Origin of the sequence: Primorskyibacter flagellatus, from assembly GCF_048268605.1 — a bacterium.
Lineage (GTDB): Bacteria > Pseudomonadota > Alphaproteobacteria > Rhodobacterales > Rhodobacteraceae > Primorskyibacter > Primorskyibacter flagellatus.
In genome coordinates this window covers 13,247-27,566 of the sequence record NZ_JBLWVF010000016.1, presented here as the reverse complement: position 1 = coordinate 27,566, position 14,320 = coordinate 13,247, and the positions used below count along the sequence as shown (strand labels likewise).

The window sequence follows — 14,320 nt, the reverse complement described above, 5'->3', positions numbered from 1 at the left end:
ATAAATCTCGTAGGATGATTCCCATGCAAACCACGGATTCAAGTCCAATTGACGCGCAGGGCTTGCCTGTACTTGAGGCACGGCTGCGAGAAGACCTCGAATTTCTGTGCGTCCCAGGCAAGGACTGGGTGCCGCATCAGGACGGTGTCTCGGATGTGGTCATCATCGGGGGCGGCATGTGCGGCATGGTCGCTTGGCTGGCGCTGAAAACAGCCGGCATTCACAACGTCCGCGTCCTTGACCGGGCAGAGCCCGGCCGTGAAGGCCCGTGGCTGAACTACGCGCGGATGGAGACCTTGCGTTCGCCCAAAGTGTTGACCGGCCCCGCCTATGGGCATGGCGCATTGACCTTTCAGGCGTGGTTTCGTGCACAATTCGGCACGAAGGACTGGGACGCGCTGGACAAGATCCCCCGGCCAATGTGGATGGACTACCTTCGTTGGTACAGGCAGGTGCTTGATATACCTGTCGAAAATGGTGTTTCAGTTGATAAGGTCGATCCCGAAGACGATCTGATCCGCTTGTCGGTATCCGGTGCGAAGACCGAAACGATCCTGACCCGAAAGCTGATCTTTGCAACCGGGCGTGACGGCACGGGCGGGCCGAATATTCCGGGCTTTATCAAGGATTTGCCGCGTCATCTTTGGGCGCATAGCGCCGACGCGATCGACTTTGACGCTCTCAAGGGCAAGCGAGTCGCGGTGATCGGTGTCGGAGCCTCTGCCGTGGATAATGCCGCCGAGGCGCTGGAACACGGCGCGGCGGAGGTCCGTCATCTGGTGCGGCGCAAGGAAATGCCGACAATCAACAAGATGATGGGCATCGGCAGTTTCGGGTTCACCGCAGGCTACGCAGCCCTTCCCGATGAATGGCGCTGGCGGTTCATGCAGTACAGCTTTGCCACGCAGACACCGCCTCCGCACGGGTCCACAAAACGTGTCAGCCGCCATCCGAACGCCTATTTCCACTTCGGCAAGGCCACCACACGGATCGAGCAGCGCGGCAATTGCGCGGTCGTGCATTTTGCTGACGGCACGGCCTACGAGGCGGATTTCGTGATCCTTGGCACCGGGTTTGTCATCGACCCGATGGCCCGGACAGAATTTGGCGAAACCGCAGACGACATCCTGTTGTGGCAGGACGTCTACACGCCACCAGAGGGCGAAGAATCCGGCGATCTCGGGCACTTTCCCTATCTCAACGACGACTTCACCTTCCGCGAAAAGCATCCCGGAACAGCGCCTTGGCTGAACAAGGTCTACTGCTTCAACTACGGCGCGTCGGCCAGTCTGGGCAAGATCAGCGGTGATATTCCGGGTATCAGTGAAGGTGCCGCATGGTTGTCCCGCGCGGTGGCTGCAACGCTCTATGCCGAGGATGTGACGACCCATTGGCAAGCGATGCAGGACTATGACACGCCAGAGTTGAAAGGTGACGAATGGGAGCCGACAGAGCTTGAGGTTGGGGCGCAAACGCGAGAAGGTCAGATAGCATGACCCATAATGACTCGACAGTTCTGAAAATCGCCGGTGTGACAAACGGCAGCGCCGTGGCAGACGCGACGGCCACCCGTGCCAATATCATCGAAATGACGCAATCCGCTGAGAACGCCGTTCTGCGCCCCGAGGATTGCGGTGCATTCGATCACGCCACCCGTGCCGCATTGGCCGCGCGCGTGGCGCGGCTGTCTGCGGATGAGGCTTTGGCGCAGCACTACCTGTCCGGTGCCGGGGATCATGCCGTTTTGGCTGACCCGTCAGAGACAGGCGCAAGCCAAGGGCTGGGCACGGTTGTGGCCTTTGTCGACAAAGTCGCCAACCAGACCCGCGACATCGCACCAGAGGATATCGCAGGGCTTCAGGCAGAAGGCATCGCAGACGCCGATATTGTGCGGCTCTGCGAGTTGGTCGCATTTCTGGCCTATCAGATCCGGGTGATCGCCGGGCTGCGCTTGATGCAGGGAGAGCTGACATGAGCCGCGTCGTCCACAAATTCACCCGCACCGTGCCACATTGGCAGCCGCGTGTGACACCGGTCAAGCTGGCCGAGGCCACGCAGGCACAGCTCGATGCGCTTCAGGTCACGCCCTCCAACACCAAGGTTTCGGATTATGTGCTGACATTGGCCCATGATGTCGAAAGCCTGAAAGTCCGCTCGCCGCTGTTCAACGCCATCATGTACGACTCCGGCGGGATGAGCCGGGCAGAGCGAGAACTGGGCGCATTGGCGGCGTCGATGGTCAATCGCTGCATCTACTGTGCCGCCGTCCATGCCGATCGCCATGCCAAGCTTGAGAAAGACACAGCCGTCACTGATACGCTTTTTGCAAAAGGTGAAGATGCTGATCTAAATGACAGGAATCGCGCGATTTTTGACTTTGCGCGCAAGGCGGCAGAGGCACCGCCCGCCGCGGGTGACGCGGAGATGCAGGCGCTGCGCGCGGCTGGGCTGAGCGAGGAAGAGATCCTCGACCTGATCCTTTCGTCGGCGCTGTTCGGCTGGGCCAACCGGCTGATGCATGTGCTGGGCGATCCGGTGCGGCAGGAGGCCAAGGCGTGAGTGGTCAGCATTTTCCTGTTTAGTGGAATTGTGTCCGCCATATTGACGCGCCAGCCTCTCTGCGCATAGCATGAGTCGCATGACGGTAACCGAAAGTGAGAGACTGATGACCACGACCAAAGCCAGAGTTGGAATTGCAGGCGCAGGCTCTATCGCCTTTGGCAGCGCAGCCTTGCTGCACGAGCAGGGGCATGACCCGATGCTCTGGTCGCCTTCCGGTGCCGGAACAGAGGCGCTGAAAGCGGCACCCTTGCATGCCAGTGGCGCTGTCGAGGCAGAGTTTTCACCGCGCGTTGCTGGCAGCGCACAGCAACTGGCCGAGGAAAACGATGCGGTTCTGATAGCGCTGCCCGGCTATGGCCACAAGACCGTGCTGGACGCTTTGGCACCGCATATCCGCGACGGGCAGCATGTCATCATCTCGTCGCATGCCTCGCTTGGGGCCGTTTATCTGATGCAGTTGCTGGCAAAGCGTGGCGTGACTGCGCCGATCACTGCCTGGGGCACCACAGTTGTCACCGGGCGGCGGCAGGAAGGGGCGGCGGTGAAGGTCAACACGCTGCGCGCCCGTGTGGATTTGTGCACCGTCCCGGAAACCGCAGCCGACGATGCGTTGGCTGTTTGCCAAAACCTGTTCGGAGACCGGTTCCAGCCGCGTGACGGGCTTCTGGCGATTTCATTGTCGAACCTGAACCCGCAGAACCACCTGGGCATCGCGCTTGGCAATATCACACGGATGGAGCGCGGTGAGACATGGAGCCAGGGCCAGAACGTCACCCCCAAAGTGGGCCGCCTGCTGGAACAACTGGATCTTGAGCGGCTGGCGATTGCGGAAAAGCTGGGGCTTAGCGTCCGGACAATCTATGAACATTTCCATCTGAGCTTTCACGTGCCTGTTGCTTCGATTTCCGAGATGAACCAGCAGATGCATGCGCAGGGAAATGGCGGCACAGGTCCGGCCACCGCCGACAGCCGCTATGTCACCGAAGACGTGCCTTACGGGCTGCAACTGACGGCAGTGCTGGGGCGGCTCGCAGGCTGTCCCGCAAAGCTGCATGAGGCAGGTATCGAGATATTCTCGGCCATGTATGGCCGCGATTTTGCCCGCGAGAATACGCTGTTGAACGCGCTGGAGCTTGACCGCTCCAGTCTGGACGATCTGCGACAGGCCGCCCGTACCGGTCTGCTGCAAGACGCACCGGAAACGGTGTCCTGAACATCAAGAGATACGGACAAAACCAAGACCAACAAGGAGACGCCCGATATGTCTAAACTTATTTTTAACCGCCGCCGGTTCCTCGGCACCGCCGCAATGACCGGTGCGGCCCTTGCCAGCCCCGCCTATCTGCGCCGCGCGCATGCGCAGGGCGGCGAGGTCAATATCTGGACCTATAACGACTTCGTGCCCGAGGCGTTCAAGGAACAGTTCGAAGCCGAGACCGGCATCAAGGTCAACGTGCGTCTGGTCGATGACCAGGGCAAACAGTTCAACCTGCTTGCTGCCGAACAACCCAACCCGAGCGTCGACATCATGACCGTCGCCGGCCACCGGTTCCTGCAATTCATCGAAAGTGATTTGCTCGCACCGATGGATACCGATCGTCTGAGCAATTGGGACAAGATCAACCCGACCTTCTCGGAAAGCGACTGGTCGACGATCAATGGCAACAAGTGGGGCGTTCCGATCCTGTCCGGGATGGAGGTGCTGTCCTACAACACCGATCTGGTCACCGCCGAGGAAGCGCAGACCTGGGACACGCTGTTCTCCGAGAAATACAAGGGCCAGACCGCCTATATCATTCAGGACATGCTGTCGATCGTGATGCTGATGAAGGGCTATGACGGCAACTTCATCGAATATGCCGACGATCACGAAAAGGCTGCCGAGATCATGGCAGAGATCCAGCAGTTCATGATCGAAAAGAAGCCCTTGGTGCGTAAATATTACGACAGCGGTGCCGAGATCCAGCAGATGTTCGTCAATCAGGACATCGCTCTTGGGCATAGCTGGAATGGCCCGGCAGCAGCCCTGATCAACGACGGCTTCCCGCTGGCCATGAGCATCCCGCAGGAAGGCTCTTACGGGTTTGTCTATACGCTGAACGTCGCCAATAACGCGCCCAATGCCGACAATGCCTATACGTTCCTCGATGCAATGTTGTCGTCGCCCGAGATTGGCGCGGCGATGACCAAAGCATCCGGTTTCATCTCTACCTACAAGGATTCCGCTCAGTATCTGTCGGATCTGGAGAAGAAATCGACCTCCTTCCCGGAAGAGCAGCTTGCCAACCTGCAATTCTTCCGCGCCGAGGAAAACGAGCTGAAATACGGTCTCATGGACCCCGCGGTCGAGGCCATCAAGGCCGCTTGATCGCGTCAACAGAGAATTGCCCTTGTCCGCCCAATCTGGCGGGCAGGGCACCACAAACCTTCACACCAGATCTTCTTGAAAGAGGACCCCCGTATGAGCAATGAGGCAGCCTCGCGCGCCACCCAGGATGTCGACGCGCATACCGGGGTCGGGCGCACCTTCTGGGGGCGTCTGTCCAACTGGTCACCTTATCGCGCGCTGATGGGGTTGGTCACGGCGTCTCCTCGCCGGCAGTTCCTGATCCTTGCAATCTTTCCGCTGCTCTGGGTGCTGACCCAGCATCTTGGCCCGATGTTGCAGATGGTCAGGGTCAGCCTGACAGACGCCTATCCGGTGGCCCCCGGCGTAGAGCAGCATTTCACACTGGACAACTATGCGCGCTTCTTCGGAGATCAGATCTTCTGGCAGCCGTTTTTCCGCACATTGATCTTCGCGGGCGGGTTCACTTTCTGCACACTGATCCTGACCTATCCGGTCGCCTATTTTCTGGCCCGGCATGTCAGCCGCAAGAACCAGATGCTGTTTCTTTTGCTGCTGCTGATCCCGTTCTGGGTGGGCGAGATCGTGCGCACCTATGCGATCATGATCCTGCTGGGCAATACCGGAGCGCTGAACCTTGTGCTCAAGACATTGGGACTGATCGACCGGCCGATCCCGTTCATGTATACCAGCTTTTCCATGGGGGTGGGCATCGTCTACCTGACCGCGCTTTATATGCTGTTGCCGCTGTATTCCGCGCTGGAGAAACTGCCGCGCAGCTATAACGAGGCCGCCGCCGATCTGGGGGCAGGGGCATGGACCCGGTTCCGCCGGGTCACGCTGCCGCTGACGATCGAGGGGATTTCGTCGGGCTGTACGCTGGTCTTCCTGATCTCGACGGGGTTCTACGCCACGCCGGTTCTTCTGGGCGGGCCGTCGACCACCACCTTTGCCGAAACCATTGCCGGCTTCTTCCATGTGGCGGGGGATCAGTGGCCCACCGGTGCGGCATTTGCCACGATCATGTTCTTTGCGGCGCTGGTCCTGACGGCCGTATTCCAGAAACTGATGAACGCCCTGCGCAAGGGAGATACCAAATGAACCGCGGCAACCGCATTCTGCTATCCTGCGTCTATTGGGCCTTCGTGCTCTATGTTTTTGTGCCGCTGATCCTGATGATCCTGATGGGCTTCAAGGACAGCAAATTCATCGGCTTCCCGATCAAGTCATGGACGCTTGACTGGTATACCGGGGTTTTCGCCGATGCCGAGATCCTCTCGACCCTTGGCTATTCCGCCGCCATCGCCGTGCTGGCCACGCTGATTTCCGTGGCTGTCGGGACTTGGATCGCCGTGTTGCTTGAGGGGCGCAAATTCTGGGGCCGGACGGCCATTTTCGGGATGACCGTTCTGCCGGCGCTGGTGCCAGGTATCATCTCGGCCATCGCGTTCCGTATCTATGCCCGTTATCTGGGGATAGAACCCGGAATGGGCGCCATTGTCTGGGCGCATGCCGTGCATAACGTGCCTTTCGTGGTGCTTGTCGTCATGGCGCGGCTGTCCACCTTGCCGAAAAGCCAACTGGAGGCTGCGCGCGACCTTGGTGCCGATCCGATCATTGCCTTTCTGCGCATCACGCTGCCCTATCTTGTGCCGGCCATTCTGGGGGCCAGCATCTTCTGTCTTCTGCTCAGCTTTGACGATTTTGTCCGCTCCTTCTTCCTTGGCGGCTACGAGCCGACCCTGCCGGTGCTGATCTTCGCAAAGCTGAAATCGGGCATGTCGCCTGAAATCAATGCCATCGCCACCGTGGCGCTTGTCCTGACCGCCGCCATCGGCATCTGGGCAGAGCGTTTCACCCGCCGCATGAACAAGGACACCAAAGCATGACCGATCAAACACCCCTTGTCCGCATCGAGGGCGTCTCGAAACATTTCGGCGACACCGTGGCGCTGGACGATCTGACGCTGGACATTGCGCGCGGCGAGTTCGTGACCTTCCTCGGGCCGTCGGGCTGCGGGAAATCCACGACCCTGCGTATCCTGGGCGGGTTCGAACGTCCGACCACCGGACGGATTATTCTGGACGGTCAGGACGTGACGACGCAGCCGCCCGAAAAGCGGCAGGTGAACATGGTGTTTCAGGATTATGCGCTGTTTCCGCATATGACGGTGGGGCAGAACATCTCTTTCGGGCTGGAACTGAAGGGGATGGACAAGACATCCATCAAGCGGCGCTCTGACGAGATCATGTCGTTCCTTGAACTGGACGCTTTTGGCGATCGTTATCCGGCGCAACTGTCCGGCGGGCAACGGCAGCGCGTGGCGCTGGCCCGCGCTCTGGCCCCCGATCCGGCGCTGTTGTTGCTGGACGAACCTTTGGGCGCGCTGGATGCCAAGCTGCGCGGGCAGGTGCAACAAGAGCTGAAATCGATCCAGCGCCGCACCAACAAGACCTTCTTCTTCGTGACCCACGATCAGGAAGAGGCGCTGACCATGTCCGACCGTATCGTGGTTATGAACAAGGGCCGGGTTGAACAGGACGGCACGCCGGAGGATCTGTATTTCCACCCTGCAAGCCGTTTCGTGGCCGAATTCATCGGCGAGACCAACCTGCTTTCGGGTGAAATGCGCGGGCATGACGGCGATGCCGTGGTGATGGACTGGTTCGGCCAGAAGTTGCGCGGACATGCCCCCGCTGGCGCGCCGCCGGAAGGCGCACCGATTACGGCATCGGTCCGGCTTGAAAAGCTGGGATTCCACGCCACCCGTCCCGAAACCGGAAACGCCGTGCAGGGCAAGGTGGTCGGCAAGACCTTCCTCGGCAGCCGCATGGCGGTGGATCTGATGGTCGAAGAAGCACAAGGTGCCACATTGCGCGCCTTTGTCGATGCCGAGACCGGTCAGACCGTCGGGGCCGATCCGATCTGGATCGGCTGGGACAGCGACAGCATGGCGGTCTTGCGCGACTAAGCGCAGAAGTCTTGCATGTCTCGTCAGCGGCGGCCCGTAAAACGGACCGCCGTCAGACAGTTGCCCGGTTTACGGCAAACCGGCGGTGGCCGCTCGATGCGAATCCGCTTAGACCCCAAGTGTAAGCTTGGGAGAAGCCAGATGCAGAAAGTTGACTTGGCCGAGCGGCCTGACTGGCGCGACCATGCAAAGGAAGTCGGCTTTACCTTTGCCGATATGCATGGCGAGCCCTATTGGGACGAAACCTCGGCCTATGCGTTCTCGCTTGAACAGATCGAAACCGATCTGGAGGATCCCGCGACCGAGCTTCATGCCATGTGCCGCGAGGCGGTGGCGCATATTCTCGATAGCGAAGACCTGATGGAGCGTTTGGCCATTCCCGAGGCGCATCGCGATCTTGTGGCGGATAGCTGGCGGCGCGGGGATCCCGAAATCTACGGCAGGTTCGATTTTGCCTATGATGGGAAAGGCCCGGCGAAGCTGCTGGAATATAACGCGGACACGCCGACCTCGCTTTACGAAAGTGCGGCGTTTCAGTGGCAATGGCTGGAAGATCAGCTTGCCGCCGGTGTCCTGCCTGAGGGGACAGACCAGTTCAACGGCATCCACGAAGCGCTGGTGGCCCGGTTCGGCGCCGTCTTTGAAGCCGAGAGCGATCTGCATTTTACCGCCGTCGGTGGCAACCCGGAGGATTACGGCACCGTCGAAGCGATGGGTTGGGCAGCGCGTGAGGCGGGCCTGGGCGCGCATTATTGCGACCTGGACAAGATCGCGCTTAGCGATGACGGGCAGTTTCTCGACGATCAGGATCGCCGCATCGCCGTGCTGTTCAAGCTTTATCCGTGGGAAGACCTGCTGCGCGATGACTATGCCAGTCACATCGCCGGATCGGGCTGCCTGTTCCTTGAGCCTGCGTGGAAGTCGCTTTTGTCCAACAAGGGGCTTCTACCGGTGCTGTGGCAGATGTTTGAAGGGCATCCAAACCTTCTGCCTGCCTTCTTCGAGCAGGATGTCAGCGATGCATTGGCCGGGCGGGGCGCTGCGGCACCCGAAGTGGCATCCGCCTTCGGGCGGGCTGAGGCGAAACTGACCGCCGGGTATGTGCGCAAGCCGATCCTGTCGCGGGAAGGCGCTTCGGTCGAGATCGTGCAGGATGGCGAGACCGTCGAGCGGTCGCAGAACCCCGACTATGCAGAGCATCCGCGCATTGTTCAGGCCTATGCGCCCTTGCCGCAATTTGACGGGTTTCGTCCGGTGGTGGGCGCGTGGGTTGTCGGTGACACCTGCGTGGGGATCGGAATGCGCGAGGACAAATCCCGGATCACGCAGGATCTGTCGCGCTTCAAGCCGCATTACATTCTTGCGTGATTTGCGCTACCTCTCGAACGGACAACTGATCAAGACACAGGACCGCACATGACCAAACGTTCCAATCGGGTCGCCATCGCCATCCTGGGCGCTGCGGCCTTTACCCTTGCGGGGTGCCGCGAAGAGCAAGTCGATGCCGCGGCCTATCCCGATCTGCAAAGCTGTACCGATGAGGCCACCCGTGGCGGCATGTTCACGGTTCAGGATTGCGAAGCGGCCATTGCCGAGGCAGAGACGCTGCATGTCGAATCCGCGCCGCGCTATGACAGTTTGCAGGTCTGCGAGGAGCAGCACGGCGAAGGTGCCTGCGGAACCGAGGCCAGCGCCCAGCAGGGGGGATCGGGGGGCATTTTCATGCCGCTGCTCGCCGGGTATCTGATCGGCAACATGCTGGGCGGGCGCACCGGGATGGCGGCGTCACAACCGCTTTACAAGACCAAGGATGGCAAGTTCACCAACGCGGCGCGGTCCAGCACGTTTTCCTCCAACCGGGGGGCCGCAAAACTGAACACGGCGCAATTCACCCGCCCGGCGGCGACCGCCGGAAAAACGCCCATGTCGCGCGCCACCGCAACGTCCCGCGGCGGCTTTGGCAGAACCGGTTCGGGGCGCACCGGCTTTGGTGGCTAGGCAGTGATCATCGCCAAGTCGGTATCGTGACAGACCGTAGCGGCAAGCCTTGCGCAATCGCCGGTTCAGGCGCGCGTCGCCGGTTTGCGATTGAGATTGCCCGGTCAATCCAGTAAGGCGCGCGCAGGCGACGTGGAGAGCAGCGATGAGCGACGGCAAGAACGGCATCACCTATGCGGATGCAGGTGTGGATATCGACGCGGGTAACGCATTGGTGGACCGGATCAAACCGGCGGCCGCGCGGACCAAACGGCCCGGCGTTATGTCGGGGCTTGGCGGATTTGGCGCGCTGTTCGACCTTAAGGGGGCAGGGTACAGCGATCCGGTTCTGGTGGCCGCGACGGATGGTGTGGGCACCAAGCTGCGGATCGCGATTGATACCGGTCATGTCTCGGGAGTGGGGATTGATCTGGTCGCAATGTGCGTCAACGACCTTGTTTGTCAGGGCGCAGAGCCGCTGTTCTTTCTAGATTATTTCGCGACCGGAAAGCTGGACACGCACACCGCCGCGCAGGTCATCGAAGGCATTGCCGAAGGCTGTGCGCAGTCCGGTGCCGCGCTGATCGGCGGCGAGACGGCCGAGATGCCGGGCATGTATCCGGCCGGCGATTTCGACCTTGCCGGCTTTGCCGTGGGCGCGATGGAGCGTGGACAGGACCTGCCGGCAGGCGTGGCCGAGGGCGACGTTCTGCTGGGCCTTGCAAGTGACGGCGTGCATTCCAATGGCTACAGTCTTGTGCGCAAGCTGGTCGAGGTTTCGGGCCTTGACTGGAATGCCGATTGCCCCTGGCAGGATGGCACGCTCGGCGCGGCTTTGTTGACGCCGACGCGGCTTTATGTGCGTCAGGTGCTGGAGGCGGTGCGCGCCGGTGGCGTGCACGCCCTGGCGCATATCACCGGCGGTGGGCTGACCGAAAACCTGCCGCGCGTACTGCCCGAAGGTCTCGGGGCCGAGATTGACCTGAACAGCTGGGATCTGCCCCCGGTCTTTGGCTGGATGGCCGAAACCGGCGGGATGGCAGAGGCCGAATTGCTCAAGACCTTCAACTGCGGCATCGGGATGATCGCCGTGGTGGCACCAGACCGTGCCGATGCGCTGACCACGATCCTCAGCAACGCCGGTGAGACCGTCACGCGACTTGGCACCGTCACAGCCCATCAGGGCGTCGCCTATTCCGGCTCCCTTCGGTGAAGCGAGTCGCCATCCTGATTTCGGGCGGCGGATCAAACATGCTGCGCCTGGTCGAGGATATGACCGGGGATCATCCGGCGCGCCCCTGTCTGGTGCTGGCCAATGATCCGGACGCAGGAGGGTTGGCAAAGGCCGCAGCCCTTGGCGTGCCGACCGCCGCCATCGACCACCGCGCCTTCAAGGGTGACCGCGCCGCATTCGAGGCAGCGCTTCAGGCCCGGCTGGAAGCGGCAGCCCCCGATATTCTTTGCCTTGCCGGATTCATGCGCGTTCTGACCGCGCCTTTCGTGAACGGATGGAAAGGGCGGATGCTGAACATCCACCCGTCACTTCTGCCGAAATATCGCGGTTTGCACACCCATGCCCGTGCGCTTGAAGCAGGTGATACCGAACATGGCTGCACCGTACACGAGGTCACGGCAGAGCTTGACGACGGCCCGATCCTTGGTCAGGCGCGTGTGCCGGTAAAGGCTGGCGATACACCCGATGATCTCGCTGCGCGGGTGCTTACCATGGAGCACCGTCTTTATCCGGCGGTCCTGCGCCATTTTGCCGGTAATGACCGAACGCCTCTCCTGCTGGGCTGACCCGCTGGCAATCCGTCTGAATCCCCGCTAACGTCAACGAAATGTGCGGACAAACCGCCATCCTTGCAGGAAGCTGAAGACACGAATGCAGACACTGACGACGACGCAGGCGCTTGCGGAATTTTGCGCCAAAGCCCGGCAAATGCCCTATGTCACGGTTGACACGGAATTTCTGCGGGAACGGACATATTACTCGAAACTCTGTCTGATCCAGTTGGCCTATCCCGGTGATAGCGATGATGACGCCGTACTTGTCGATCCGCTTGCAGGCGATCTGTCGCTGGAGCCGCTTTACGAACTTTTCCGCGATACCTCTGTCGTCAAGGTGTTCCACGCTGCGCGTCAGGATCTGGAAATCTTCTACGTCGATGCCGGCGTCATTCCCAAGCCGCTTTTCGACACGCAGGTGGCGGCGATGGTTTGCGGTTTCGGCGATCAGGTCGGGTACGAGACGCTGGTGCGCAAGATCGCCAAACAGCCGCTCGACAAATCCTCGCGCTTCACGGATTGGTCGCACCGGCCGCTGTCCGACGCGCAAAAGACCTATGCGCTGGCGGATGTCACACATCTGCGCGACATCTATGAATATCTGGCCGAAAAGTTGGAGCAGACAAACCGCCATCACTGGCTGGCCGAGGAGCTGGGCACGCTGACCAGCCCCGACACATATGTGACGCAGCCCGAAGACGCCTGGAAACGGATAAAGACCCGGTCCAACTCGCCGCGCTTTCTGGCCATCGTGCGGGAACTGGCGACCTTCCGCGAGGCCTATGCACAGGGGCGCGACGTGCCGCGCAACCGGGTCATCAAGGATGACGCGCTGGTGGAACTGGCCTCGACCAAACCCACGAATATGGCAGAGCTTGGGCGTTCGCGCCTGCTGCTGCGCGAGGCCCGCAAGGGCGATATTGCCGATGGAATTTTGAAGGCCATTGCCGACGGGATGAACTGTCCAAAGGAAAACCTGCCGGAACCCGATCGCAGCCGCGAAAAGATGCAGGTGAACCCCGCTTTGGCAGATCTGCTGCGGGTTCTGTTGAAGGCCAAATCAGAAAGCTCTGGCGTTGCGTCAAAACTGATCGCGCCCGCTGCGGATCTGGATGGTCTTGCAGCCGGTCTGCGTGACATTGCGGCGCTGAACGGGTGGCGCCGAGAGGTGTTTGGCGACGATGCCCTGAAACTCTGCGAGGGCCGGATTGCACTGGCGGCCAAAGGCTGTTCCGTCAGGGTCATAGAACTCTGATCGGCTTTGCGGGCTGAAGCGGCGCGTGACCTGTACATGGCAACCTATGCGCTGTGGATATTGTAAAGCGCTCAGATCGTTATCGTGCCTTTCCCTGCCTCAAGCAGTGACGTCGGTTTAGCGATATGTCGCTCGGGTTTCGCCTGTTGGGTCGCGGTGGTGAAATCCCGCTTTTAGCCCGGTGCGGCCTGCGCTAGGCTTTGGCAAAATGAATGGTGGTCAGATGATACGCTCTACGCGAAGAACGGTTCTTTTTGGTCTGGGGGCGATTGGCCTTTCCGCCTGTGGCAACAGCGTCGGCCTGCGCGGCCCCAGCGGCGCGGCGGGCCTGCCTGCCGATCTGCGGCCGGTGCCCAATCCGGGCTATGAGGCTTGGGTGAACAGCTTTCGGGCACGCGCGGAACGGCAGGGCATCACGCGCGCCACGCTTGATGCGGGCTTTCGCGGCGCGGGGTATCTTCCGGGTGTCGTCACGCGGGATCGCGACCAGACCGAATTCAGCCGGACGCTTGAGGATTATCTGGCCATCGCTGCCTCGGACGAGCGTGTGTCCAAGGGGCGCGCCGCCTTTGCCAGACACCGCGCGACCCTTTCAGCCGTCGAATCGCGCTATGGTGTGTCAGCCGAAATCGTCACCGCCATCTGGGGGCTGGAGAGCTTTTATGGCGAGCGGCGCGGCGATGTGCCGGTCATCTCGGCCACCTCAACGCTGGCCTTTGACGGGCGGCGCGGTGCGTTCTTTGAAAAGCAGTTGATTGCGGCCCTCAAAATTCTTCAGAACGGCGATGTGGCGGCCTCCAATCTCAAGGGCTCATGGGCCGGCGCGATGGGACATACGCAGTTCATTCCCACCTCGTATGAGGCTTTTGCCGTCGATTTTACCGGCGACGGGCGCCGCGACATCTGGTCGGAAGACCCGTCAGATTCGCTCGCCTCGACAGCGGCGTATCTTTCAAAGAACGGCTGGACGCGCGGTGTGAAATGGGGCGGCGAGGTTGGCAATGGCGCGCCGTCGGGCCGGATCATCCAGCCTCAGCCGGGTGGGCCGCGCTTTGCCGTGACGTCCAATTTCGGGGTGATCAAACGCTATAACAACTCTGACAGCTATGCGATCGGGGTGGGCCATCTTGCCGACCGTATCGCGGGGGGCGGTCCAATTCGTGCCAGCTTCCCGCCTGACAGGTTTGGCCTGACCAAGGATGACCGTATTCGGCTGCAACAACGGCTTACGTCCCGCGGTTTTGACGCGGGCGGCGCGGATGGCGTGATCGGGTCCAACAGCCGCAAGGCAATCGCCGCCTATCAGAGCAGTATCGGCGTGTCCGCCACGGGTGATCCCTCACCGGAACTGCTTCGCGCGCTTGGCGCGTAAAGGGCAGGCGTGATGTTGGCGTGGGCGCGGGGTGTCAGGGCGTGAAAC

The 14,320-nt window shown here is 61.0% G+C and carries 14 protein-coding genes; all 14 read left to right on the top strand.

The window, feature by feature from the left end; genetic code table 11:
• The first annotated feature begins 23 nt into the window (after positions 1-23).
• The gene (locus ACN0WV_RS15255) at positions 24-1,496 is read left to right on the top strand and encodes an NAD(P)-binding domain-containing protein (RefSeq protein ID WP_417606910.1); all 1,473 of its coding nucleotides are present in this window, start codon (positions 24-26) and stop codon (positions 1,494-1,496) included.
• Entirely contained in the window at positions 1,493-1,975 is a 483-nt protein-coding gene (locus ACN0WV_RS15250) for a hypothetical protein (protein WP_417606908.1), read from the top strand. The genes ACN0WV_RS15255 and ACN0WV_RS15250 overlap by 4 nt, the downstream gene beginning before the upstream one ends.
• Positions 1,972-2,559: a peroxidase-related enzyme gene (locus ACN0WV_RS15245; protein ID WP_417606906.1), complete on the top strand. Its 588-nt coding sequence runs from the start codon at positions 1,972-1,974 to the stop codon at positions 2,557-2,559. Before ACN0WV_RS15250 ends, ACN0WV_RS15245 begins: the two co-directional genes overlap by 4 nt.
• A gap of 79 nt (positions 2,560-2,638) precedes the next feature.
• A complete protein-coding gene (locus ACN0WV_RS15240; protein WP_417606904.1) occupies positions 2,639-3,775 on the top strand; it encodes an NAD/NADP octopine/nopaline dehydrogenase family protein in 1,137 nt (378 codons plus the stop codon).
• 48 nt (positions 3,776-3,823) lie between these two features.
• Positions 3,824-4,930, top strand: coding sequence for an ABC transporter substrate-binding protein (locus tag ACN0WV_RS15235; RefSeq protein ID WP_417606902.1), 1,107 nt, complete (start codon positions 3,824-3,826; stop codon positions 4,928-4,930).
• Positions 4,931-5,023: 93 nt separating this feature from the next.
• Complete coding sequence (locus ACN0WV_RS15230; RefSeq protein WP_084350220.1) at positions 5,024-6,010, top strand: ABC transporter permease; 987 nt, start codon at positions 5,024-5,026, stop codon at positions 6,008-6,010.
• A complete protein-coding gene (locus ACN0WV_RS15225; protein WP_084350219.1) occupies positions 6,007-6,798 on the top strand; it encodes an ABC transporter permease in 792 nt (263 codons plus the stop codon). Before ACN0WV_RS15230 ends, ACN0WV_RS15225 begins: the two co-directional genes overlap by 4 nt.
• Positions 6,795-7,880, top strand: coding sequence for an ABC transporter ATP-binding protein (locus ACN0WV_RS15220; RefSeq protein WP_417606900.1), 1,086 nt, complete (start codon positions 6,795-6,797; stop codon positions 7,878-7,880). Before ACN0WV_RS15225 ends, ACN0WV_RS15220 begins: the two co-directional genes overlap by 4 nt.
• Before the next feature lie 141 nt (positions 7,881-8,021).
• Positions 8,022-9,248 (top strand): glutathionylspermidine synthase family protein, encoded by a 1,227-nt coding sequence (locus tag ACN0WV_RS15215; protein ID WP_417606898.1) that lies wholly within the window; start codon positions 8,022-8,024, stop codon positions 9,246-9,248.
• A gap of 48 nt (positions 9,249-9,296) precedes the next feature.
• Complete coding sequence (locus tag ACN0WV_RS15210; protein ID WP_417606896.1) at positions 9,297-9,878, top strand: DUF1190 domain-containing protein; 582 nt, start codon at positions 9,297-9,299, stop codon at positions 9,876-9,878.
• 145 nt (positions 9,879-10,023) lie between these two features.
• Positions 10,024-11,070: a phosphoribosylformylglycinamidine cyclo-ligase gene (gene purM, locus ACN0WV_RS15205; RefSeq protein WP_417606894.1), complete on the top strand. Its 1,047-nt coding sequence runs from the start codon at positions 10,024-10,026 to the stop codon at positions 11,068-11,070.
• Complete coding sequence (gene purN / locus ACN0WV_RS15200; RefSeq protein WP_417606893.1) at positions 11,067-11,657, top strand: phosphoribosylglycinamide formyltransferase; 591 nt, start codon at positions 11,067-11,069, stop codon at positions 11,655-11,657. The genes purM and purN overlap by 4 nt, the downstream gene beginning before the upstream one ends.
• Positions 11,658-11,742: 85 nt before the next feature.
• The gene (gene rnd / locus ACN0WV_RS15195; protein WP_417606891.1) at positions 11,743-12,900 is read left to right on the top strand and encodes a ribonuclease D; all 1,158 of its coding nucleotides are present in this window, start codon (positions 11,743-11,745) and stop codon (positions 12,898-12,900) included.
• A gap of 223 nt (positions 12,901-13,123) precedes the next feature.
• Positions 13,124-14,272, top strand: a complete 1,149-nt coding sequence (locus ACN0WV_RS15190; RefSeq protein ID WP_417606889.1) for a lytic murein transglycosylase — start codon at positions 13,124-13,126, stop codon at positions 14,270-14,272.
• Positions 14,273-14,320: the final 48 nt, after the last annotated feature.

Coding starts and splice junctions, on each gene's coding strand:
- ACN0WV_RS15215 (WP_417606898.1), top strand. CDS start 8,022: ATGCAGAAAGTTGACTTGGCCGAGCGGCCTGACTGGCGCGACCATGCA.
- ACN0WV_RS15240 (WP_417606904.1), top strand. CDS start 2,639: ATGACGGTAACCGAAAGTGAGAGACTGATGACCACGACCAAAGCCAGA.
- ACN0WV_RS15245 (WP_417606906.1), top strand. CDS start 1,972: ATGAGCCGCGTCGTCCACAAATTCACCCGCACCGTGCCACATTGGCAG.
- ACN0WV_RS15230 (WP_084350220.1), top strand. CDS start 5,024: ATGAGCAATGAGGCAGCCTCGCGCGCCACCCAGGATGTCGACGCGCAT.
- purM (WP_417606894.1), top strand. CDS start 10,024: ATGAGCGACGGCAAGAACGGCATCACCTATGCGGATGCAGGTGTGGAT.
- ACN0WV_RS15220 (WP_417606900.1), top strand. CDS start 6,795: ATGACCGATCAAACACCCCTTGTCCGCATCGAGGGCGTCTCGAAACAT.
- rnd (WP_417606891.1), top strand. CDS start 11,743: ATGCAGACACTGACGACGACGCAGGCGCTTGCGGAATTTTGCGCCAAA.
- ACN0WV_RS15190 (WP_417606889.1), top strand. CDS start 13,124: ATGATACGCTCTACGCGAAGAACGGTTCTTTTTGGTCTGGGGGCGATT.
- ACN0WV_RS15225 (WP_084350219.1), top strand. CDS start 6,007: ATGAACCGCGGCAACCGCATTCTGCTATCCTGCGTCTATTGGGCCTTC.
- ACN0WV_RS15210 (WP_417606896.1), top strand. CDS start 9,297: ATGACCAAACGTTCCAATCGGGTCGCCATCGCCATCCTGGGCGCTGCG.
- ACN0WV_RS15255 (WP_417606910.1), top strand. CDS start 24: ATGCAAACCACGGATTCAAGTCCAATTGACGCGCAGGGCTTGCCTGTA.
- ACN0WV_RS15250 (WP_417606908.1), top strand. CDS start 1,493: ATGACCCATAATGACTCGACAGTTCTGAAAATCGCCGGTGTGACAAAC.
- ACN0WV_RS15235 (WP_417606902.1), top strand. CDS start 3,824: ATGTCTAAACTTATTTTTAACCGCCGCCGGTTCCTCGGCACCGCCGCA.